This window comes from Haloarcula salina, from assembly GCF_049603855.1.
GTDB classification, from domain to species: domain Archaea; phylum Halobacteriota; class Halobacteria; order Halobacteriales; family Haloarculaceae; genus Haloarcula; species Haloarcula salina_A.
Genome location: NZ_CP187146.1, coordinates 921,885 through 940,969 on the forward strand (window position 1 = coordinate 921,885; position 19,085 = coordinate 940,969).

At 67.4% G+C, this 19,085-nt stretch carries 26 protein-coding genes; 9 read left to right on the top strand and 17 right to left on the bottom strand.

Annotated features, from left to right (window positions below):
* Positions 1-68: 68 nt before the first annotated feature.
* The 3 genes from ACOZ4I_RS04700 (at position 69) to ACOZ4I_RS04710 (ending at position 1,922) form a co-directional block, all read left to right on the top strand.
* A complete protein-coding gene (locus ACOZ4I_RS04700) occupies positions 69-779 on the top strand; it encodes an ATP-NAD kinase (protein WP_424003527.1) in 711 nt (236 codons plus the stop codon).
* Between the two features lie 51 nt (positions 780-830).
* On the top strand, positions 831-1,292 hold the full coding sequence (locus ACOZ4I_RS04705) for a DUF7313 family protein (protein WP_424003529.1): 462 nt from the start codon (positions 831-833) through the stop codon (positions 1,290-1,292).
* Between the two features lie 450 nt (positions 1,293-1,742).
* Positions 1,743-1,922 (top strand): DUF7317 family protein, encoded by a 180-nt coding sequence (locus ACOZ4I_RS04710; RefSeq protein ID WP_424003531.1) that lies wholly within the window; start codon positions 1,743-1,745, stop codon positions 1,920-1,922.
* Positions 1,923-1,971: 49 nt separating this feature from the next.
* On the opposite strand, the gene ACOZ4I_RS04715 is transcribed toward ACOZ4I_RS04710, so the two are convergent.
* The 8 genes from ACOZ4I_RS04715 to ACOZ4I_RS04750 form a co-directional block, all read right to left on the bottom strand.
* A complete protein-coding gene (locus ACOZ4I_RS04715; protein ID WP_424003533.1) occupies positions 1,972-2,241 on the bottom strand; it encodes a DUF7314 family protein in 270 nt (89 codons plus the stop codon).
* Positions 2,234-2,545 carry a DUF7315 family membrane protein gene (locus tag ACOZ4I_RS04720; RefSeq protein WP_424003535.1) on the bottom strand — a complete coding sequence of 104 codons (312 nt, stop codon included), beginning with the start codon at positions 2,543-2,545 and terminating at the stop codon, positions 2,234-2,236. The genes ACOZ4I_RS04715 and ACOZ4I_RS04720 overlap by 8 nt, the downstream gene beginning before the upstream one ends.
* Positions 2,546-2,619: 74 nt before the next feature.
* Complete coding sequence (locus ACOZ4I_RS04725) at positions 2,620-3,387, bottom strand: cytochrome bc complex cytochrome b subunit (protein ID WP_424003537.1); 768 nt, start codon at positions 3,385-3,387, stop codon at positions 2,620-2,622.
* A 4-nt stretch (positions 3,388-3,391) separates the two neighbouring features.
* On the bottom strand, positions 3,392-4,195 hold the full coding sequence (locus tag ACOZ4I_RS04730) for a cytochrome b (protein ID WP_424003539.1): 804 nt from the start codon (positions 4,193-4,195) through the stop codon (positions 3,392-3,394).
* A gap of 3 nt (positions 4,196-4,198) precedes the next feature.
* Positions 4,199-5,062, bottom strand: a complete 864-nt coding sequence (locus ACOZ4I_RS04735) for a ubiquinol-cytochrome c reductase iron-sulfur subunit (protein ID WP_424003541.1) — start codon at positions 5,060-5,062, stop codon at positions 4,199-4,201.
* Positions 5,063-5,065: 3 nt separating this feature from the next.
* Complete coding sequence (locus tag ACOZ4I_RS04740) at positions 5,066-5,485, bottom strand: DUF7318 family protein (protein ID WP_424003543.1); 420 nt, start codon at positions 5,483-5,485, stop codon at positions 5,066-5,068.
* Positions 5,485-6,141 (bottom strand): halocyanin domain-containing protein, encoded by a 657-nt coding sequence (locus ACOZ4I_RS04745; RefSeq protein ID WP_424003545.1) that lies wholly within the window; start codon positions 6,139-6,141, stop codon positions 5,485-5,487. Before ACOZ4I_RS04745 ends, ACOZ4I_RS04740 begins: the two co-directional genes overlap by 1 nt.
* A 61-nt stretch (positions 6,142-6,202) precedes the next feature.
* The gene (locus tag ACOZ4I_RS04750) at positions 6,203-7,075 is read right to left on the bottom strand and encodes a DUF7319 domain-containing protein (protein WP_424003547.1); all 873 of its coding nucleotides are present in this window, start codon (positions 7,073-7,075) and stop codon (positions 6,203-6,205) included.
* Between the two features lie 80 nt (positions 7,076-7,155).
* Between ACOZ4I_RS04750 and ACOZ4I_RS04755 the strand changes: the two genes are divergently transcribed.
* Both ACOZ4I_RS04755 and ACOZ4I_RS04760 read left to right on the top strand, forming a co-directional pair.
* Entirely contained in the window at positions 7,156-7,638 is a 483-nt protein-coding gene (locus ACOZ4I_RS04755) for a DUF7321 family protein (protein ID WP_424003549.1), read from the top strand.
* 66 nt (positions 7,639-7,704) lie between these two features.
* Positions 7,705-8,208: a universal stress protein gene (locus ACOZ4I_RS04760; protein WP_424004780.1), complete on the top strand. Its 504-nt coding sequence runs from the start codon at positions 7,705-7,707 to the stop codon at positions 8,206-8,208.
* A 37-nt stretch (positions 8,209-8,245) separates the two neighbouring features.
* On the opposite strand, the gene nth is transcribed toward ACOZ4I_RS04760, so the two are convergent.
* The 3 genes from nth to ACOZ4I_RS04775 all read right to left on the bottom strand — a co-directional run bounded on the left by nth (position 8,246) and on the right by ACOZ4I_RS04775 (position 9,928).
* Positions 8,246-8,929, bottom strand: a complete 684-nt coding sequence (gene nth / locus ACOZ4I_RS04765; RefSeq protein WP_424003551.1) for an endonuclease III — start codon at positions 8,927-8,929, stop codon at positions 8,246-8,248.
* A gap of 163 nt (positions 8,930-9,092) precedes the next feature.
* Positions 9,093-9,389 carry a hypothetical protein gene (locus ACOZ4I_RS04770; RefSeq protein WP_424003553.1) on the bottom strand — a complete coding sequence of 99 codons (297 nt, stop codon included), beginning with the start codon at positions 9,387-9,389 and terminating at the stop codon, positions 9,093-9,095.
* Positions 9,390-9,403: 14 nt separating this feature from the next.
* The gene (locus tag ACOZ4I_RS04775; protein WP_424003555.1) at positions 9,404-9,928 is read right to left on the bottom strand and encodes a DoxX family membrane protein; all 525 of its coding nucleotides are present in this window, start codon (positions 9,926-9,928) and stop codon (positions 9,404-9,406) included.
* Positions 9,929-10,185: 257 nt separating this feature from the next.
* On the opposite strand from ACOZ4I_RS04775, the gene ACOZ4I_RS04780 reads away from it, so the two are divergent.
* Together ACOZ4I_RS04780 and ACOZ4I_RS04785 are read left to right on the top strand one after the other, a co-directional pair.
* Positions 10,186-11,649: an RtcB family protein gene (locus tag ACOZ4I_RS04780; RefSeq protein ID WP_424003557.1), complete on the top strand. Its 1,464-nt coding sequence runs from the start codon at positions 10,186-10,188 to the stop codon at positions 11,647-11,649.
* Positions 11,650-11,709: 60 nt separating this feature from the next.
* Entirely contained in the window at positions 11,710-12,141 is a 432-nt protein-coding gene (locus tag ACOZ4I_RS04785; protein ID WP_424003559.1) for a universal stress protein, read from the top strand.
* Positions 12,142-12,216: 75 nt separating this feature from the next.
* Here the strand turns inward: ACOZ4I_RS04785 and ACOZ4I_RS04790 are convergent, their stop codons facing one another.
* Positions 12,217-13,356 carry an acyl-CoA dehydrogenase family protein gene (locus ACOZ4I_RS04790; protein WP_424003561.1) on the bottom strand — a complete coding sequence of 380 codons (1,140 nt, stop codon included), beginning with the start codon at positions 13,354-13,356 and terminating at the stop codon, positions 12,217-12,219.
* 80 nt (positions 13,357-13,436) lie between these two features.
* Here ACOZ4I_RS04790 and ACOZ4I_RS04795 point away from each other — a divergent pair, with 80 nt between their 5' ends.
* Positions 13,437-14,234: an RIO1 family regulatory kinase/ATPase gene (locus tag ACOZ4I_RS04795; RefSeq protein WP_424003563.1), complete on the top strand. Its 798-nt coding sequence runs from the start codon at positions 13,437-13,439 to the stop codon at positions 14,232-14,234.
* A gap of 19 nt (positions 14,235-14,253) precedes the next feature.
* Here the strand turns inward: ACOZ4I_RS04795 and ACOZ4I_RS04800 are convergent, their stop codons facing one another.
* The 4 genes from ACOZ4I_RS04800 to ACOZ4I_RS04815 all read right to left on the bottom strand — a co-directional run bounded on the left by ACOZ4I_RS04800 (position 14,254) and on the right by ACOZ4I_RS04815 (position 18,160).
* The gene (locus ACOZ4I_RS04800) at positions 14,254-15,162 is read right to left on the bottom strand and encodes a DMT family transporter (RefSeq protein WP_424003565.1); all 909 of its coding nucleotides are present in this window, start codon (positions 15,160-15,162) and stop codon (positions 14,254-14,256) included.
* Positions 15,163-15,385: 223 nt separating this feature from the next.
* A complete protein-coding gene (locus ACOZ4I_RS04805; protein ID WP_424003567.1) occupies positions 15,386-15,868 on the bottom strand; it encodes an SRPBCC family protein in 483 nt (160 codons plus the stop codon).
* A gap of 84 nt (positions 15,869-15,952) precedes the next feature.
* The gene (locus ACOZ4I_RS04810) at positions 15,953-17,209 is read right to left on the bottom strand and encodes a Glu/Leu/Phe/Val family dehydrogenase (protein ID WP_424003569.1); all 1,257 of its coding nucleotides are present in this window, start codon (positions 17,207-17,209) and stop codon (positions 15,953-15,955) included.
* A 117-nt stretch (positions 17,210-17,326) separates the two neighbouring features.
* Positions 17,327-18,160: an HpcH/HpaI aldolase/citrate lyase family protein gene (locus tag ACOZ4I_RS04815; RefSeq protein ID WP_424003571.1), complete on the bottom strand. Its 834-nt coding sequence runs from the start codon at positions 18,158-18,160 to the stop codon at positions 17,327-17,329.
* Positions 18,161-18,247: 87 nt separating this feature from the next.
* On the opposite strand from ACOZ4I_RS04815, the gene ACOZ4I_RS04820 reads away from it, so the two are divergent.
* Complete coding sequence (locus tag ACOZ4I_RS04820; protein ID WP_424003573.1) at positions 18,248-18,703, top strand: MaoC family dehydratase; 456 nt, start codon at positions 18,248-18,250, stop codon at positions 18,701-18,703.
* Between the two features lie 13 nt (positions 18,704-18,716).
* Here the strand turns inward: ACOZ4I_RS04820 and ACOZ4I_RS04825 are convergent, their stop codons facing one another.
* Complete coding sequence (locus ACOZ4I_RS04825; protein ID WP_424003575.1) at positions 18,717-19,082, bottom strand: DUF5658 family protein; 366 nt, start codon at positions 19,080-19,082, stop codon at positions 18,717-18,719.
* Positions 19,083-19,085: the final 3 nt, after the last annotated feature.

Consider the following 19,085-nt stretch of genomic DNA (forward strand, 5'->3'; position numbering starts at 1 on the left):
CCGGTCGAGCGTGGCGGAGACGGCGGCGGTGCGGCAGATTTTTCCCCGACGGCTCGGACTCTCCAGTGATGGAACACACCGTGGGCGTGGTCGGCGACGCCGCCGTCGCTGACCGCCTGCAGGAGGCCGGTGTCGCGGTCGAACTCGGCGGCGATCCCGTCCCGGCGACGGACCACGTCGTCGCCGTCGGCGAGGCCGCCGTGTCGACCGTCGCCCGGGCCGAGGCGGACCCGCTCGTGGTTCCGGTCGACGCCGGCCGCGGCGTCCGCTCCGTTCCCAGAACGGCCGTCGCCGACGCCGTCACGTCACTGGGCGACGCTCGCGTCGAATCGCACCCGGTGCTGGCCGTCGAAGTGGCCGACGGGACCGTCGAGCGGGCGTTCTGGGACGTCACGCTCGTCACGGCCGACGCCGCACGTATCTCCGAGTTCGCGATCGATTCGGCGGCTGACCACATCGGGCAGTTCCGCGCCGACGGCGTCGTCGTCGCGACGGCGGCCGGCTCCCCGGGCTACGCCCACCGCGTCGGCGGACCGATCCTGGCCCCGTCGGCGCAGGCAGTCGTCGCGCCCATCGCGCCGTTCGCCACCGACCCGGACCACTGGGTGCTCCCGGTCGACGACATCGGCGTGACGGTCGCGCGCGACGAGGCGACCGTCGAGTTGCTGCTCGACGACCGGCCCTCGCGGACGGTCGCCTGCGACGAGGGGGTCGCGATCTCCGCCGCGCCCCCGGTCCGCATCGCCGTGGTCTCCCAGAGCCGGTCCCGGTTCGGGTGACGCCGCCGGAGATTGGAAAGACACTAATGGGCTTCGGACAGAGCATGAGATATGCAGCCATCCGTAACCCTCTTCGGGCCACTGGACACCATCATGGGGAGTACCGCTCCCGGTGGCACGTACCTCATCGAGTACGTCCTCCTCGTGCTGGTGGTTGCCAACTTCTTCACCCGGCAACTCGCTCACAGGCGACACACGAAACAGTACGAGGACGACGGAGCCGAGGCCATCAGCCGTCACCCGCTACACGTGACGACAAACGTCGCGCTAGTGCTGCTGTCGTTCTATTACACGACGCTCCACCAGCACGGCGGCATGGTCCTGTCGGTGCTCGTCCTCGGTGCCGTCATCACCGACTTCTTCGAGTTCGAATCTCGGAAGGTCGAAGCCCGTCGTGACCTCCCCCTCGAACGACCCAAAGGTGCGATCGTTGCCGCGCTGGTCGTGTTCATGTACGCGGGCTACCAGAGCCTGTTCTGGGTCATCAAGGGTCCCTGGAGTTCCATCGTCTAACGCCGTCTCGGGTTCTTCTTCACCGCTTCTCTCGCCGTGAACACGGTTTGCACCGGAGTCGTTCGATTGCGTATGCACTGAATTTCAGTGGCTACTATCGGTTCATTTCTCTGAGGCCGATACCACGGTTTTCACGGTGTGCAGTTGCGAGGCTCCGCGCCACGTCCATTCCACGACCGGTGGAGCACGTCCGAGCTCACAGTGGTTCCGTTCGAGGGCCGATCAGCAAGTGGGGTGCGCAGTAGCGCGCACCGGCTCCAGTCCGCACGCGAGTGGGACGCTCGCGTTCCTCCCGTGTGAATAGTCCACAAGACGGTATTTGAAAATCTAAGAATGTATGGGAGATCATGGGTCGTTTGTCTCGTTATTATCTCTATAACTCTGTCGAACGTGCACCAATCGCCGAAATAGTTTAATACTCGTAACGTATTGGTGGTGGTGTAGAGAACGATGTCATACAGGTCCCTCACGACGGCGCTGACCTTGTACCGTGGCCGGACACTCACGCTCGAACAGGCGGCCGACTACAGCGGCGTCTCGACGGCAAAACTCGAGACCGCGCTCCGGTCCCGCGGGATCCCGGTGCGAGAAGACGATCAGGCCGCACAGCGCGACCGTGCGGCGAACTGACGGTCCGGGAGAACGGCGAAAGAACAGCCAGCAGTGATCGACGCCGAGTTCAGGCCGACCGCTCGTCGAGGTAGGTTCGGAACTCGCTGACGAGGGGAAGCAGGACCCAGAACGTCAGCGCGCCGAAGACGGCGAACCAGAAGAACGCCTCGCCCATGAACAGGCCGATCTGGTCGTACAGCGTAGGATTCTCGATGGTCACTTCGCCCGTGATCTGTGCGCCCTCGAAACTCGGCGTCCGGTACCAGCCGCCGATGGTCATCCAGCCGAGCCCGCCGATCATGAGGCACGCGAACCCCTTCATGAACTCGTCAGCCATTATCTGAAGGTTTGTCAGCGTCGTCTTTAGACTTTCCCATTTCCTCGGTACGGAAGCGTGTCGAGAAGGCGTAAACCACCGTCCCCGCGAGGATCGCGCCGATGCCGGCGATGGCGATCGGCACGTCGATTTCCGACGCCGGAACGCCCGCCCGTTGGGTCGCCACGTCGACGAGTATGAACCCGGCCACGACACTGGCGACGGCGAACAGCGTCGAGAATACGGTGACCGTCTTGTAGACCCGCAGGGGGACGACGACGTCACGTCGCTTGCCCCCCGAGTCCGCCGACTGGTCGTCTGTCATCACCGTTGCTACGGAGAGGAGCTACTTTACTGCGGCGAGACAGAGACCGGCGAAATCGGGGCGAAAACAGCGCGTTACTTCGGAGGCCGGAGTCGGTAGTACCGGCGGTTGAGGTCGAACATGTAGCCCTCGCGCATCGTCTTGAGCACCGCGTAGGTGATGGTCGCGCTGACGATGGGCACGAGGAACGTCAGGTCGAACAGCAGGTGCGAGTCCATCGGAACGAGGTTCTTGATGGACAGCGCGGCGATGGTGAAGCTGAAGATGACGCCTGACATCCCGACGGCCGCCCAGAAGGGCTGCTCGACGGGGCGACGCGCCGATCCCTTGTTCAGGAACGGCACGATGGCGACGAAGCCGACGACCACCACGTTCGCGAGCACGCCGTAGGTTCGGTCGGCCATGAGCTTCGTCCCGCCGAGGATGCTCAGGTCGGGGTTCAGCGGGCCGAGCTTGAGCAGGCCGAACGACCAGTAGAGGTACCAGTCCGGCAGGATGATGGCCGGCGTCACGCTGGAGTTGGCCGGGTTCGGCATCTCCGGCGGGAGCGTCGCCGCCACGAACAGGATCATCCCGACGAAAAAGGAGGTGAGCGCGATGTTGCGCATCATCTCGTGTGGCCACGCCGGGAAGCCGAGCACGTCGCGCTCGACGTAGTCGGACTCTTGGCGAAGGTCCTGATCCTCGCGGCGAGCGCGCTCAAAGTACTCGTAGGTCAGCCGGGAGAGCCCCTGGGTCCGCTCCTTGCGTTCGGACCACGCGGGCGTCTCGTCGTCCGGCGAGACGATACCGGTTCCGGAACCGTCCGTGCGAACGTCGTCGTCTGTGGTGTTGTCGCTCATGGTATCAGTGTGGCTCCGCGATCCCCTGCATCCAGACGATGCCGATGTGGACCGCGATGACGGCGGTCGTGATGAACGGCAGGAAGAACACGTGCAGGATGTACATCCGCTGTAGCGTCGACTGCGACAGCGAGAACCCGCCGAACAGTAGCTGTGCGACCCACTCGCCGATGAGCGGGATGGACAGCGACATCTCGACGCCGATCTGGCCCGCCCAGTAGGACAGCTGGCTCCACGGGAGCAGGTAGCCCGTGTACCCGAACACCAGCGTCAGCGAGATGAGCACGATGCCGATGATCCAGTTCAGCTCGCGGGGTTCCTTGTACGCCCCGGTGAAGTACACGCGGAGCATGTGCAGGAACACGGCCGCGACCATGATCTGGGCGGCCCAGCGGTGGACCGACCGCAGGAAGTACCCGAGGTTGAGCTGGCCCATGATGAGCATCACCGAGTCGTAGGCGATGGTTGGCGTGCCGTCCGCCGCGGCCGCCGCGGGCGCGTAGTAGAACCCGAGCAGCGCGCCGGAGATCGCCGCGACGACGTACGCGATCGTCGAGAACGATCCGAGCGCGTACAGCGGGTACCAGTACCAGAACTTGTTGTCGAGGTTGTACTGTTCCGTGTGGCTCTTTGGCATCTGCATGTTGACCTTGTAGTAGAGATCCTCGAGGATCTCGAGGTAGTCAACAACGCGCAGGCGCTTGTCGAGCCAGACGAGCACCGTCAGATACACCGATTCGACTGGCGTCAGATCGCGCGATTCCATCCAGCCTTTGTGGTCGTGTTCGTCTTTGCGTTCGAGACTCATTTGTTACTCCGTCTGTGGTGGGCGTGGCAGTGCCACGAACTGTTTCTGGATCGGGCTGAACGGATCGTACACGGACTGGTGGCACTGACAGTAGATATCGTTGGCCGCGCCGAAGTTGGCGCTCCCTTCCTGGGTCTTGAACCCGGGCACACAGCAGAAGTGCGTGCACTTGTTCAGCCAGGCGATGAACCCGTCCGCCGTCGCTTCGGCGATGAAGCTCTGGATACTGCTGGGCAGGCTGCTGTACTTGCCCTCGCCGTTGGCCATCTTCTCGACCTCGACGGAGCGGATGAGCTGGACCGGGATGGTCTTGACGTCGCCGTCGGAGCGCCAGTTCGCGCTCGCGGGTTTTCCGATCCCCGCCGTCCCGATGCCGTTGCCCCACTCCTGGTAGTCGTCGAACATGTCGACGGTCAGCGGTGCGCCGTCTTCGATCTCGCCCTGCCAGCTGTAGGAACCGCTGCTGCTCCGAAAGAGGTTGTCCTGTTCGGCCTGCGGGTAGATGCCCTGTGCGGTCTGCATCCCGCAGTACTGGAACCAGGCCGAGGAGTAGTCGATGCCACTCCCGCCGAAGTCGCGGGCGATGGCGACACCGGCCTCGGGGTCGTACTCGGGCCAGACGCCCTGGAGCTCGCCCCCGTTGATCTCGATGGGGATGATCGGCATCCCGCGCGGCGCGGGGCCGTCGGTGTTCTCGACGGCGACGAACTGCGTCGTCCCGCCGCCTTCGCCGGCTGCGTCTGTCGTCGCGTCGACGGCTGCAGCGCCACCGACGCCGACGCTCGAGAGCGCGGCGCTCCCGACGACGCCCTTTACGAACCGTCGCCGGCCTGTCTCGGCCGGATACTTGTCTTCATCAAGTGGCATGTGTTATTTCTTGTAGTATGGGTACACGGCGCGTTTGAACGTCTCAGCGAACTGCTCTCCGTCGGCCATCGTCTCCCCGTCGACGTCTTCCTGTCGGACGTAGAGGTCCTCCCACTTGCGGCGGCGCTTCTTGACGATCATCACGTCTGGGAGGAACTCCTTGCGGTACAGTAGCATGATGAACGCGAGGTCGATGAAGATTGCGGTCAGCACGCCCCCGAGGAACATGTTGGCCTCGATGAGACGAACCGTCAGCGTGGTCCCGACCCCCGAGGCCCAGCCGGCGATCATGCCGTAGGTGAAGAGGCCGACGAGGACGACCTGGATGACGGTCAGCAGGACGATGCCGACAGCGGCCGCCGTGCTCTCGCGCGGCGGCTCGTAGCGGTGGATGTCTCCGTAGGTGGAGCCTTCGGAGGCCATCAGTTGTTCCCTCCGCTGGTGTGTGGCGACTCACCGTACTTCAGCTGGAAGAACGTGAAGATGAGCGGGATGATGACCGCCAGTCCAGCGCCGAAGCCGACGAAGTGGGGCTGGATCGGGACCCCGGCGTAGTGGGGGTCGACCTCGACCGGCCCGCCGCCGCCGACGGTCTGTGTCGGATACTCCTCGCCGACGACGATGGCACCTTTCATGCCGAGTCCCTCGTGGGGGACACAGACGTACGTGTAGATGCCGTCCTCCTCGAACGTGTGTTCGTAGTTGACACCGGCACTGGAGACTGCGCTGCCCGAATCCAGTGGACCGTCCGGGGCGGAGACGACGTTGTGGCCGCCGCCGTTGCCGGTCCACTCGAACTGGACGGTCGCGCCGTTGTCGACGTGGATGGCGGGCGGGCCGAACCCGAACGCGCCGCCGTTGGCCTGGACGCCGACCTCGACCGTCGCCGAGTCCTGTCCCGTCGCGTCGACAGTCGTGCCGTTGAAGTTTCCGACCGGGTCGAGGAAACCGCCGTAGTCCGGGACGGTTTCGCCACCCTCGCCGCCGCCTTCCTGTGCGGCAGCGGAGCCGGTGGCGCTGAGGGCCGCCGCAGCGCCGGCGGTGCCCCCCGCAGTCCGGACGAACTCCCGTCTGTTCATATACGTTTGGCCGTCAGGCCTGAGTTTGTATAAACCCACCGAATACCGCCCGCAGGGACCGTCATCCACCGGCTTCGTCGGCGTCCTCAGGGTCGGTCTGTTCCCCGGTATTCTGTGGGTCTAACTTCGGAACGAAGTCGGGTCGTTCCCCGTCCTCGAGTCCGATCGCCCGGAGCCTGTCGCGGTACTCCTCGGCTCTGAAGGTGTCCGAGAGCCGCGCGTTCGCGACGGTGAAAAACAGGACGAGCGAGACGCCGACGAACGCCAGTCCGGCCACGATGAGCAACGCGATACTGGTCCCGGCGTTCCCGATGACCCCGGTCGCCGCGAGGATGCCGCTCCCGAGCAGCGCGAGTCCGGCGAGCAACTGCACGCCCGCGACGGCCTGTAACATCCGGTTGCCGAGTTCGCCGCCACCCTCCGGGACCGCCTCCGGTTTGGGGAGCGGACGGTCGGGCACGTTCTCGGGCACGTCGTAGGAGTCCATCGAGCACAGCGCCACCGTCGGCTTCACGTCCCGCATGACGGTCCCCTCGCCCTCGAGGCTGCCGTCCGGGTAGACGATGGCGTACCCCTCGTCGGAGTAGGCGAGCACCCGCGGCGGGTCCCGGTGGCGCTCGACGCGGGCGAACACGTCGCGGTTCGCGACCCGCGACCGGAGGTCCCGGGCCACCCGGTCGAGCAGGTCGTCGCCTGTGATCCAGGTGTCCTCGTCGAAGGCCACGTCCCACTCTTCGGCGGTCATCTCGGCCATGTCCGCCGGCCCGAAGTTGTCGAAGTCGTACTTCTCTTCGACCTGTTTCCGGAGTTCCTCGGTGTCGAGGTCGGCGTCCTCGGTCGCGCCCTCGCCGGGTGCCGTTTCGGCAGAGATCGACTCCTCGGGAGCGGTCCCGCGCTCGTCGTCCGACGACGCCGTCGAGTCCGGGTCGGCCATTGCCGACGTGTACGGGCCCCGTCGTCTTACAGCTTCTGACATTCGGCACGCTTTAGCGAGCACTGTCCCTAGGTCGGACCATGGTGTCGGACGGCCTCGTGGCCACGGTCGTGTTGGTGTCGGTGACGCTCAGCCTGCCCTGCTTTCTCTACGGGGCGTACTACATCATCGAGACCGAGCCGGTGACGTGGGACGTGCTCGTCCACCACCTGAAGTTCGTCACGACCGGGCTGGTCCTGACGACCGTGCCGATGTTGCTGTGGATGCTGCCGCGCCTGCCCGACCAGCTCGGCGGCCTCTCGGCCGTCCACGCGTACCTGGGACTGCAGGCGTACGCCCTGCTCGCGTTTGGCGGGACGGGCATCGTCCGCATCTTCCGGGCCAAGCGCCAGCACGACCTGTACAACGACTACGACGAGGACGTGCTGCTCGACGAGATCGGCGGCGAGACGATGAGCCACTGGCGGTCGCGGCTCCGCATCGGCGTGTTCGGCTACGTCGTCTTCTGGATCCTCGCGTACCTCGTCGGCGTGGTCCGCTACGGGCTCCGCTACGTGGCCTGACTGGCCGCCGCTCGGGCGGCGACGCCGTTTAAGTATCAGCGGAACGACTGGTTTGCTGTGGTTCAGATGTACGACGACATTCTCTTCCCCACGGACGGCAGCCACGGCGCTTCCGCGGCGTTCGAACACGCCCGCGACATCGCCGCGACGTACGACGCGACCCTCCACGTCCTGACGGTCGTGGACACGTCCTCGCCGCACATCGGCATGACCGCCGAGGGACGCGACGAAGGGGCGACCGGCATGATCGCCGCGGAGCACGACGCCATCGAACCAGGGATGGTCAGCGAGGAGCACGACATCGGTGATGCGATCGTGGAACGCGCGACCGGACTGGTCGACGAGGCGGCGAGCGCCGCCGGCGACGTCGAGACCGTCACCGCCGTCTCGGGCGGCGACCCCCACTCCGCCATCCTCGACTACGCCGCGGAGCACGACATCGACCTCGTCGTCATGGGGACGCACGGACGGACCGGCATCGAGCGTTACTTGCTGGGGAGCATCGCGGAAAAAGTCGTCAGAACGTCGGACGTGCCGGTGCTGACGGTTCGAGCGGAAGACGAGGACTGAGCGTCCGCGGGTCGACGCCGCGTTCGAGTCGCCCGGACTACCACGCCTCGCCGCTGGCGAGGTCGACGGCGCTGTCGCCCTGTTCCGAGGGACAGATGTCTGCGAGGACGCAGGCGTCGCAATCGGCCGAGCGCGCGCCACAGACCGCCCGCCCGTGGTCGATGAGCAGATGGGTGAACTGCTGCCACTCCTCTTCGGGGACCACGTCGAGGAGGTCGTCCTCGATGGCCTCGGGGCGCTGTTCCTCGGTCAGACCCAGCCGGCGCGACAGTCGCTGGACGTGCGTGTCGACGACGATGCCCTCGACGATGTCGTGGCCGTGCTGGAGGACGACGTTGGCCGTCTTGCGGCCGACGCCGGGGAGGTCGGTCAGTTCCGACATCGTGTCGGGGACCTCGCCGTCGTGTTCCTCGACGAGAATCTCCCCGATGCCCTTCAGGTAGCCGCCCTTGTTGTTGTGGAACGTGATGCCGTAGATGTCCTCGGCCAGTTGCTCCTCGCTCGCCGCCGCGTAGTCAGCGGCGGACTGGTACTTCTCGAAGAGGTCAGCGGTGACCTCGTTGACGCGCTCGTCGGTGCACTGGGCCGAGAGGACGACGGCGACGAGCAGTTCCAGTCGGTCGCTGTAGGAAAGCGAGATGGTCGAATCGGGGTACTCCTCGTGCAGTCTGTCGACGGCTTCGGCCGCCTGTGCTTCGCGAGAGTCCAGCGGGGTGCCCATACCCGTGGACGGATCCGGGTCGCCTTTGGCGTGTCGTTCTCGGACGACCGGACGGACCCGACTCGCGTCGGTCCGAATCGACCGTCCCGGCGACTCACGCCGTCGCGCCGCTGTCGGCGCATACGAAAACGGGACAAAACAGGGGTCGTCAGCGAAGCGGGTCTCAGTCGGCGATCGTCTCGTGACCGGTCGCGGCGTCAGCCTCGTCGACCGGCGTCGCGAGCCGGTAGAGGCCGTAGATCAGCAGCACGACCAGCCCGGCGATGACGAGCCCCGTTCGGATGGTGGGGTCGATCATCGGGGTCGCGATGATCTCGCCCGCGTCGTTGGTCACCGGGGCCGCGCCGTACGGCGCTCCCGCGAGTACTTCCACGATGCCGAGGCCGACGATGCCCAGCAGCATCAGTCCGCCGCTGAGTGCCATCGCCGCCTTGTCGATTATGTCGGTGTGTTGTTGCATTTTTTCTCACCTCGTTAGCCGAGCAGGTACCGGAGCTTCGGGTGGCGCTCCACGAACCGGGTCTTCTCGATGATGGCGTCGAGGCCGTAGTAGCGGCCGGTCGCCAGCACGATCATCGTCACGAACAGCAGCAGACCCATGAAGTCGCCGCTGACCACGCCGTGGCCGAAGTCCGCGTTGCCGACCCAGAACAGGGTCATGAAGAAGGCCCCGAACACGGAGGCCAACCTGACAAGCGCGCCGACCATCAGGCCCAGTCCGATGAGCGTCTCCCCGAGCGGGACCATCGCCTCGATGAGCCAGCCGAGGTTCGCACCCATCCAGACGGGGAGCGGACCGAGCGCCGTCCCGGTCATCTGCTGGAGATAGGCCGGGCCGTAGCCGTAGGCCAGACCGTTCTCGATAAGTTTCGTCACACCTGCGTGGAAGAACCACCAGCCGGTCACGACACGCAGGAACGCCAACCAGTACGCGGTCCACGCCCCGCCGAGTTCTAGCTCGAACTCGTCTGCCAGGGGGTTCGCCGCTTGATAGGACATCTGTGTCACCTCACATGTATACCTGAGCGGGCAAGGAGCATATAAACAGCAGCGCGTTCCCAGCGAATGAAAACCGGTCTCAGGCCCTGAGAAGTGTGAATCTTCGAACCGGGGCGAGACACCCCGTTCGGGAGGGGGTTTTTATGCCGTTCGTCCGCCGGCGACCGCATCCCCTACCGGGATACGGAGCGAGGGTGACAGCAGTTCGCGGACCACCGTGAAGTACAAGCCGCGGATGCGACTACCCTACGACAACGATGGTACTCGAACTGACGGGTGAACACACGACGGCGCGAGTGATGGTCGACGACGAGTCACTGGTCGAGGCGGGGTGTCTGGAGCAGATCGAGACGCTCATCGACCATCCCGCGTTCACGGAGCCGGTCCGCATCATGCCCGACACGCACTGGGGGGCCGGCGCGCCAATCGGCTTCACGATGCCGCTCGGCGACCGCGTGGTCCCGAACATCGTCGGCGTCGACGTGGGCTGTGGGATGGCCGCGACGAACCTCGGCCCCGAACTGCCGCTCGAAGACGCGGAGCGCGAACGGCGCGTCCGCGAGGCCGTGCCGATGGGGCGGTCGGTCCACGACTACGACGACGCCGTCCACCTCGTTGAGGAGTTCCCCTTCGAGCGCGCGAACCGCGTCTTCGAGCGGTTCGACGACGCCTACGCCGAGCGGTTCGGCCAGCGCATCGACCCCCTCGAGTTCGACTTCGACGGCTACGACGGCGACTACTTCGAGGCCCTCTGTGACCGCGTGCTGGCCGACCAGCGCCAGGGGATGGGGTACGTCATCAGGAGCGCGGGGACGCTCGGCGGCGGGAACCACTTCGTCGAATTCGGTCGCGGGCGCGAGTCCGGCGACTACTGGCTGGTGATCCACAGCGGCTCTCGGTACCTCGGCAAGTCCGTCGCCGAATACTGGCAGTCCACGGCCACGGACCGCCGGACCATCGGCGACATCCGCGAGCACCTGCCCGAGGAGTACGTCGAGTACCTGAAGTTCGACCCCGACACCGTCGAGTCTCGCGACCTCTACGCCTGGGTCACCGGCGGTATGGGCGAGTCCTACATCCGGAAGGAGCGCCTGCGGAGCGACCTGGACGGCTCCGAGATCGAGGACGCGTTCGACGCGCTGGGGCGGGTCCAGGACGCGATCCACAGCGACGACGACGAGGATCGGAACACCGACCTCGACTGGCTGGAAGGCCGGGAGGCCCACGGCTACCTCGTCGATATGCTGTTCGCACAGCAGTACGCCCGCTGGAACCGCGAACTGATGAGCGACGCCGTCTGCGACGCGCTGGGCGTCGATCCCGTCGAGCGCTTCCAGTCGATCCATAACTACATAGATTTCCGCGATCTGACCATCCGGAAGGGCGCGACGCCCGCCCGCGAGGGCCAGCGCCTGCTCGTCCCGTTCAACATGGCCGAGGGGTCCGTCCTCGCGCGCGGGAAGGGCAACGACGAGTACCACCAGACCGCGCCCCACGGGGCCGGCCGCGTGATGAGCCGCCGGCAGGCCCACAGCGATATCGACATGGACGAGTTCGCCGCGGCGATGGACGGCGTCTACTCCGAGTCCGTCGTCGAGGGCGTCCGCGACGAGGCCCCGATGGCGTACAAGGACGCCGAGACCATTCGCTCGGCCATCGAACCCACCGCCGAGGTCGTCGAGTGGATCGACGCCGTCCACAACCTGAAGGCGACCCAGTAGCGCTCGACCCTCGCTGGGACCGGAGTAATCTCTTTGTCGGCTCGCGGCGTGTGCGGACGTATGACCATCCTCGTGGCCGTCGCGGAAGACACCGTCCAGGAGGCGGTCCTCGACGTGGCGGTGGCCCTGGCGAAGGGACTCGAACAGGATCTCTACGTCGTCCACCTCGTCGACGCCGAGACGGCGGACGCCGAGGCAAAGCGCGTCCGCGACGCCACCCGGGAGCGCGTCGCCGACGCGAACGTCGTCGCGACCGTTGCGCTCGAACACGTCAGCCACAGCGGCACGCGGCCGGGGAATCGGATCGGTCAGGAGCTCGTGGACCTCGCGGCCGACGTCGACATCACCCACATCGTCATGGGCCACGCGTCGAAGGGCTGGCTCGCGCGACTCCGGGAGGGCGACACGGCCTTCGCCGTCGTCGCCGACGCGAACGTGCCGGTCACGCTCGTCCCGAACGGCAGCGAGACCGCCGTCGAGGACTCGCTGTGACCGGCCAAGGGTCGCCTGCCATCGATCACTCGCCGACCTCCCGTGTGACCGTCGACCGGCCGGTCGGCGGGCCGCTCACAGCCCGAGTTCGCGCCCGAGCACCATCCGCTGAATCTCGCTGGTCCCCTCGCCGATTTCCATGAGCTTGGCGTCGCGGTAGAACCGCTGGGGGGCGAAGTCCGTCGTGTAGCCGTAGCCGCCGAGCACCTGGACCGCGTCTTCGGCGACCTCCCGGCAGATCTCGCTGGCGTCCAGCTTCGCCAGCGAGGACATGCGCGTCACGTCCTCGCCGGCGTCGTACATCGTCGCGGCCTTGTGGGTTAGCAATCGGGCGCGCTCGATCTTGCGGTCCATCTCGACCAGCTTGTCACGGATCGCGTCGAACTTCGAGATGGGGCGGTCGAACTGCTCTCGCTCCGTGGCGTAGGACTTCGCAGCCTCGAACGCGCCCTGCGCGAGGCCGGTCGAGAGGGCGGCGATGGAGATGCGACCGCCATCGAGCGTCTTGAGGGTTTGCTCCCACCCGTCGCCCTCCTCGCCGAGCAGGCGGTCGGCGGGAAGCCGGCAGTCGTCGAACTGCAGTTCGCAGGTCGGCGAGGCGTTCAGTCCCATCTTCTCCCACTCGGTCGTCACGGCCCAGCCGTCGTCTTCGGGCGAGACGATGAACGTCGAGATGCCGTCGTAGCCGGCGTCGGGGTCGGTGACGGCCTTGACGAGCACCGAGCCGGCGACGGAGGCGTTCGTGATGAACTGCTTGGTCCCGTTCAGCACGTACTCGTCGCCGTCGCGCTCGGCCGTCGTCTCCATGTCGCTGGCGTCGCTGCCACTGCCCGGCTCCGTGAGCGCCCAGCCACCGAGGTGCTCGCCGGTAGCCAGCGGCCGGAGCCAGCGCTCCTTCTGTGCGTCGGTCCCGAACAGCTCGATGGGCTTGCTCCCGAGCGAGGTGTGGGCGACGTACGAGAGACCGACGCTCCCGGAGACGCGACCGAGCTCCTCGGCGACGAGGGCGTACATCAGGGTGTCGCCGCCGAGTCCACCCCATTCCTCGCTGATCGGGACGCCCATCACGTCCAGTTCCCCCAGTTCGTCGAACAGCTCCGCGGGGAAGCGGTGCTCGTCCTCGATCTCCTGGGCGACCGGCTGGATCTCGTTCTCGCAGAACTCGCGGACCGAATCGCGGATCATCCGGTGCTCGTCCGGGATGGCGAACTCCATGTCCCGCGTTGGGGCTGTGCGAACTAATACCATGGGGGCGGGCGCAAGCCATTTGGCCGTCCGCGCCGTCCCTCAGGTGAATGGCGTTCCGGCGACTGCTGCGCGGAACGGTCCCCTGGGACCAGCTCGAGGGCGTAGCGCTGGCAGTCGTCGACCGATACGACGAGCCCGCTGCCCGCGTGACGTTCCTTGAGGCCAACAACTGGCTGTCGACGCCGATGGTCGTCAACGACCGGTGGTTCGTGAAGGTGATCACCCAGCAGAACTCGCTGGTCCACTCGCTGCTGACCGCCGGTCGGAACATCGGCGCGTTCTCCTCCGGGACCGAGGGCTTCTTCGAACACTTCGACACGCCCCACGAGATGGCGACCCACGAACTGGCGGCGACCCGGCGGATGCGCGAAATCGGCGTCAACGCCCCGGAGCCCGTCGAGGCCTTCGAGTACGAGGGGCTGGGCGTCCTCGTGCTCGGCTACCTGCGGGCGTTCGAGACGCTCGACGACCTGCCGCCCGCGGCCGTCGAGTGCCACGCGCCGGCGGTGTTCGACTTCCTCCACCGGATGCACGAGGACGGTCTCGCCCACGGCGACTTCCGCTGTGAGAACGTCCTGGTCGCGGACGGCGACCTGTACTTCATCGACGCGACTAGCGTCCGTGAGGGCGCTATCGCCGACGCGCGGGCGTACGACCTGGCCTGCGCGCTCGGGGCGCTGGAACCCCTCGTCGGCGCGCCGGTCGCCGTGGCGGCCGCCGCGCGCCACTACGACCCCTCGGAGCTACTGGCCGCGGAGGAGTTCCTCGACTTCGTGAACCTCCGGCCGGACCACGACTTCGACGCGGCCGCGATTCGCGGCGCGGTCGAGAAGCGCGCCCGGTAGCCGCTCGGAGCGCGCTCGCTCAGTCAGGCGACGCCTCTTCGACCGACCGGCTCCGAGCGACGACGCCGATGCCGGCGAGGACGACGACGCCGCCGGCCAGCGTCGACCAGCCCGGGATCTCAGCGAGCAACAGGAGCGCCAGGAGCGCGCTCCCGATGGGTTCGCCCAGCAGCGAGACGCTGACCATGCTCGACTCGACGTGGGCCAGCGCCCAGTTGAGTATCGTGTGGCCGAGGACGCCGGGGCCGACGGCCATCGCGAGGAACAGCGCCCACTCGCGAGGTGGATAGCCGGTCACGGGGTGGCCCGACGCGACGACGAACGAGAGCAGACACGCCGCCGCGACGGCGTAGACGACGGTCACGTACGGGACGAGCGGGAACCGCTGGCGGAGCGAACGCCCGGCCAGCACGTAGCCGGCGGCCATCACACCCCCCACGAGCGCCAGCGCGTTCCCGTACAGCGGGCGCGGGCCGACCGCGCCGCCGCCGAGCAGTTCGCCGACGGACATCACGACGATGCCGCCGACGGCGACGAGGATGCCCGCCGTCGTCCCCCGGGTCACGCGCTCGTCGAGGAACGCCCACGCGCCGACGGCGACGAACAGCGGCTGGCACTGGACGAGCGTCACCGACGCCGCGACGCTCGTCCACGCGAGGCTCTCGAACCACGCCACGAAGTGGACCGCGAGCGCGACGCCGGTCGCGCCGGCGGCCAGCACGTCCCGCCGGGAGAGGCCGGCAAAGGCAGAGCGGTGGCGGCCGAGCGCCAGCGGGGCCAGCAGCGCGGTCGTCAGCAGCACCCTGTAGAACGCGGCGACGGACGCCGCCGCGTCGCTCCAGCGCACGAGGATGGCGCTGGTGCTGACCGCCAGCACGGCGACGGCGAGCGCGACGCGCGGGTCGACGCGCGGTTCGCTCACGCCCATCGCGCTCCGTCGTCACGTCCGCGGTCCTCGCGGTTGCCGCGCGTCCGACTCGGCCCGACGGTCCGTTCGTCGGCCGCCCGTCCCTCGGTCATTGGGGGCAGTATCGGACACGGGGGTAAAGAGCCACCGGAGACCATAGTCGGGGGCGGCGGTCGCGACCGGCCCGAACCGCTCCGTCGCTGCCTGTCCCACCCGTTCCGCTACGACACCAGCTCCCGGACGCCTACTCCAGCAGTTCCTTCGTCTTGCGGTGCCGGTAGCGGAACATGGGCTCGAACCCAAGCAGTCCGAGCGGGCCGACGGCCCGGCCCAGCGGCCCGCCGGGGAGTTCGTACTCGACGCGGTCGTGGACGATTGTCGCGTCGTCGCCGTCGGCGCGGAAGGTGTGGGTGTGGACCCAGTGGGGAAATGGTCCTTCGCGCATCTCGTCGCGGAACATCGCCTCGCCGTCCTCCTCCCGGCGCTCGACGATGTCCGAGACCCAGCGCTGTCGCGGCCCGACGCCGAACGGCTGGATGGAGGAGACGACGACCGACCCGGCGGTCAGTTCCTCAGGGTCGGACTCGCCGTCCGGGCCGCGTTGCTCCTCGATGCGGATGTTCATCCAGTCGGGCGTCAGCGCGACCAGGCCGTCGCCCGTCGCGTGGAAGTCCCAGACCGCGGACAGCGGCGCGGCGACGCGGACCTGCCGCTCGTAGGTATCCATACGCTCCCTAGGGAGAGTGCCGGCAAAACACCCGCGGTCGCGGCGGTCCCGTTCACTTCCCGGGCGTGCGGAGACGCCGCCCGGTCAGGGCCAGATGCCGCCTTCCTCGGCGGCGGAGACGACCCGGCGGATGGCGACGACGTACATCGCCGTCCGGAAGTTCGGCGCGCCGGTGTTCTCGTAGGACTCCACCAGGTCCTCGAAGGCGTTGGTGATGATCGTCTCCAGTTCGTCGTTGACGCGTTCCTCGGACCAGTAGAATCGCTGGCGGTTCTGGACCCACTCGAAGTACGACACCGTGACGCCGCCGGCGTTGGCGAGGATGTCCGGGAACACCGCCACGTCACGCTCCGTCAGCACGTCGTCGGCGTTCGGCGTCAGCGGCCCGTTCGCCGCCTCGACGATCATGTCCGCCTGCACGTCCTGTGCGAGGTCGCCGTCGATGGCGTTTTCCAGCGCCGCCGGCACGAGCAGGTCCACGTCCATCGTCAGGAGATCCTCGTTCGTCAGCTCCTCCGTCGCGCCGTCGTAGCCCGACAGCGACCCGGTCTCGCGCTTGTGGTCTTTCGCGTCGCGGGCGTCGAACCCGTCGGGATTGTACACCGCGCCCGAGGAGTCAGAGACGGCGACGATGTTCGCGCCGAGGTCCTCGATGAGCTTCGCCGCGACCGAGCCGGCGTTGCCGTAGCCCTGGACGGCCACGGTCGCGTCCTCGATGTCCTTTCCGAGGTAGTCGAACGCCTCGCGCGCGGTGAGCATCACCGACCGGCCCGTCGCCTCGACGCGGCCAGCGCTGCCGCCGGACTCCGGCGCTTTCCCGGTGATGACTCCGGGCTCGGTCGTGTTCTCCAGCGTCTCGAAGGTGTCCTTGATCCAGTTCATCTCCCGCTGGCCGGTGTTCACGTCTGGCGCGGGGATGTCGCGGTCTTCGCCGATGATCGGGCGGAGCTCTTTGGCGAACGACCGGGTGATGCGCTCCATCTCGTCGGCGGAGTACTCGCGCGGGTCGATCTCGATGCCGCCCTTCCCGCCGCCGTAGGGGATGTTGACGGCGGCGCACTTGTACACCATCCAGCCCGAGAGCGCCTTGACCTCGTCGCGCGTGACCTGCGGGTGATAGCGGATGCCGCCCTTGTAGGGGCCGCGGTCGCCGTTGAACTGCGAACGGTAGGCCCGGAACACTTCGAGCGAGCCGTCGTCCATCTTCACCGAGAGGTTCGTTTCGAGCACCCGTTCGGGGTGTTTCAGGCGCTCCAGCACGTCCGTCGAGTATTCGAGGTAGTCCGCCGCGTCGTCGATCTGCTCCTGGAGGCTCTCGAACGGGTTTACCTCGGATGACATACCGTACGTGACTGGGACGAGGGGGAAAAACGTACCGCCGTCCATGGAACCGGGGCGCGCTCGCGGTGCCTTCGAGGGCACAGACTCTCTCGGGAGAGTGACGCCGGTACCGGCAGCTCACTCGCGGTCGACGCCGGCACGCGCCAGAATCCGCTCGGCCTGCTTCACGAGCGGCGCGTCGACCATCTCGCCGTCGACGACGAACACGCCGCCCTCGGCGTCGTCCCGGGCGTCGAGGACCCGCTCGGCCCACGCGACCTCGTCCGCGTCCGGCGCGAACGCCTCGTTGATGACCGGGACCTGCGCGGGGTGGATCGCCAGCTTGCCGTCGTAGCCCAGGCCGATCGCCGCCCGCGTCTCGTCGCGGAGCCCGTTCGTATCGGAGAAATCGAGGTACGGTGTGTCGATCGGCGCGACGCCAGCGGCGCGGGCCGCGAGCACCACGTGCTGGCGGGCGTGAGAAATCTCCGAGCCACCGGCAGTTCGAGTCGCGCCGATATCCCCCGCCAGATCTTCCGCGCCGAACACGAGGGCGTCGGTCGCGTCGACCGCCGCGATCTCCTCCGCGTGAAGGACGCCGGCCGCGGACTCGACGAGCGCCATGACGGGGCGGTCCGCGCCGCGGGCGCGCAGCATCGACCGCAGTTTCCGCACGTCCGCCGCCGCGCTCGTCTTGGGGAGCATCACGCTGTCGGGCGACGGACCGGCGAGGACGACGTCGAGGTCCGCGCCGGCCCCCGAGCCGACCGGATTGACGCGGACGCACACCTCGCGGTCGGCCGGCAACACGTCGTCGAGCACATCTCGAACGGTGTCACGGGCCGCGGCCTTCGCGTCGGGTGCCACGGCGTCTTCGAGGTCGTAGACGACGACGTCGGCGTCGCTTTCGAGTGCCTTCCGTAGCTTCGACGCGTCGTCGCCGGGGGAGAACAGCACGCTTCTCCGGGGCATAGCCCCGATACGCTCGCCTCCGTGGTAAATGATGGCGTGGGTGGGCCGCCCCCCACGGCTAAACCGTGCCCGCTCCAGAGTCCGCGTATGGCCGGCAAGTACTACGAGGGGTTCACCGAGGGCGAGACCATCGCCCACGAGAAGCGCCGGACCGTCAGCGAGAGCGACAATCAGCGCTTCTGTGACCTGACGATGAACCAGCAGCCGCTCCATCTCGACGCCGAGTTCGCTGCCGAGACGCAGTTCGGCGAGCGCCTGGTCAACGGGCTCTACACGATGTCCCTCGCGGTGGGGCTCACCATCCCGGATACCACGGACGGGACCATCGTCGCGAATCTTTCCTACGACGCGGTCGAACACCCCGCGCCGGTCGTCCACGGCGACACGATCCGCGCGGAGACGACGGTCCTCGAAAAGCGCCTGACCAGCGACGAGGAGCGCGGCGTCGTCACCATGCAGGTCGACGCGTACAACCAGGACGACACGCTCGTCTGTACGTTCGAGCGGACCGCGCTCGTCGAGCGGGCCCCGACGGCGGACTGACCCCAGTTCCCGATTAGCCCGCCGCTAACAGCGTCGCGTTGACCAGCACGGCCCCCACGGAGGGGAGCGTGAGCCCCAGCGGCACGACGACGCCGCCAGGGTCGCTCAGCGCCCGCCGGACGAGCCCGCCCACGCACAGCACCGCGACCTTCGTCAGCGCGAGGACGGCGATGCCGAAGGTCTCGATCGCGACGCGCATCACCGGATTCGCCTCGTGGAAGCCGTGCTGGAGGCCGACGTGGGTCAGCCACACGTCGACGGCCAGCGTCGCCGCGAGCACCAGCCACAGTTCTCGCTCGACGGCGGCGAGCTCGTCGAGCAGGACGCTACACCACCGCTCGATGGCTCCTGTCGGAGCCGTCTGGTCGGTTTCGAACACAGT

Bases quoted from the DNA above. Each gene is read 5' to 3' on its own strand.
- ACOZ4I_RS04735 (WP_424003541.1), bottom strand. From the start codon at position 5,062: ATGCCACTTGATGAAGACAAGTATCCGGCCGAGACAGGCCGGCGACGG.
- ACOZ4I_RS04745 (WP_424003545.1), bottom strand. From the start codon at position 6,141: ATGAACAGACGGGAGTTCGTCCGGACTGCGGGGGGCACCGCCGGCGCT.
- ACOZ4I_RS04775 (WP_424003555.1), bottom strand. From the start codon at position 9,928: ATGTCCTATCAAGCGGCGAACCCCCTGGCAGACGAGTTCGAGCTAGAA.
- ACOZ4I_RS04700 (WP_424003527.1), top strand. From the start codon at position 69: ATGGAACACACCGTGGGCGTGGTCGGCGACGCCGCCGTCGCTGACCGC.
- ACOZ4I_RS04740 (WP_424003543.1), bottom strand. From the start codon at position 5,485: ATGGCCTCCGAAGGCTCCACCTACGGAGACATCCACCGCTACGAGCCG.
- ACOZ4I_RS04815 (WP_424003571.1), bottom strand. From the start codon at position 18,160: ATGCCCCGGAGAAGCGTGCTGTTCTCCCCCGGCGACGACGCGTCGAAG.
- ACOZ4I_RS04790 (WP_424003561.1), bottom strand. From the start codon at position 13,356: ATGGAGTTCGCCATCCCGGACGAGCACCGGATGATCCGCGATTCGGTC.
- ACOZ4I_RS04785 (WP_424003559.1), top strand. From the start codon at position 11,710: ATGACCATCCTCGTGGCCGTCGCGGAAGACACCGTCCAGGAGGCGGTC.
- ACOZ4I_RS04730 (WP_424003539.1), bottom strand. From the start codon at position 4,195: ATGAGTCTCGAACGCAAAGACGAACACGACCACAAAGGCTGGATGGAA.
- ACOZ4I_RS04805 (WP_424003567.1), bottom strand. From the start codon at position 15,868: ATGGATACCTACGAGCGGCAGGTCCGCGTCGCCGCGCCGCTGTCCGCG.
- ACOZ4I_RS04720 (WP_424003535.1), bottom strand. From the start codon at position 2,545: ATGACAGACGACCAGTCGGCGGACTCGGGGGGCAAGCGACGTGACGTC.
- nth (WP_424003551.1), bottom strand. From the start codon at position 8,929: ATGGGCACCCCGCTGGACTCTCGCGAAGCACAGGCGGCCGAAGCCGTC.
- ACOZ4I_RS04760 (WP_424004780.1), top strand. From the start codon at position 7,705: ATGTACGACGACATTCTCTTCCCCACGGACGGCAGCCACGGCGCTTCC.
- ACOZ4I_RS04795 (WP_424003563.1), top strand. From the start codon at position 13,437: ATGGCGTTCCGGCGACTGCTGCGCGGAACGGTCCCCTGGGACCAGCTC.
- ACOZ4I_RS04750 (WP_424003547.1), bottom strand. From the start codon at position 7,075: ATGGCCGACCCGGACTCGACGGCGTCGTCGGACGACGAGCGCGGGACC.
- ACOZ4I_RS04705 (WP_424003529.1), top strand. From the start codon at position 831: ATGCAGCCATCCGTAACCCTCTTCGGGCCACTGGACACCATCATGGGG.
- ACOZ4I_RS04810 (WP_424003569.1), bottom strand. From the start codon at position 17,209: ATGTCATCCGAGGTAAACCCGTTCGAGAGCCTCCAGGAGCAGATCGAC.
- ACOZ4I_RS04800 (WP_424003565.1), bottom strand. From the start codon at position 15,162: ATGGGCGTGAGCGAACCGCGCGTCGACCCGCGCGTCGCGCTCGCCGTC.
- ACOZ4I_RS04780 (WP_424003557.1), top strand. From the start codon at position 10,186: ATGGTACTCGAACTGACGGGTGAACACACGACGGCGCGAGTGATGGTC.
- ACOZ4I_RS04755 (WP_424003549.1), top strand. From the start codon at position 7,156: ATGGTGTCGGACGGCCTCGTGGCCACGGTCGTGTTGGTGTCGGTGACG.
- ACOZ4I_RS04725 (WP_424003537.1), bottom strand. From the start codon at position 3,387: ATGAGCGACAACACCACAGACGACGACGTTCGCACGGACGGTTCCGGA.
- ACOZ4I_RS04715 (WP_424003533.1), bottom strand. From the start codon at position 2,241: ATGGCTGACGAGTTCATGAAGGGGTTCGCGTGCCTCATGATCGGCGGG.
- ACOZ4I_RS04710 (WP_424003531.1), top strand. From the start codon at position 1,743: ATGTCATACAGGTCCCTCACGACGGCGCTGACCTTGTACCGTGGCCGG.
- ACOZ4I_RS04770 (WP_424003553.1), bottom strand. From the start codon at position 9,389: ATGCAACAACACACCGACATAATCGACAAGGCGGCGATGGCACTCAGC.
- ACOZ4I_RS04820 (WP_424003573.1), top strand. From the start codon at position 18,248: ATGGCCGGCAAGTACTACGAGGGGTTCACCGAGGGCGAGACCATCGCC.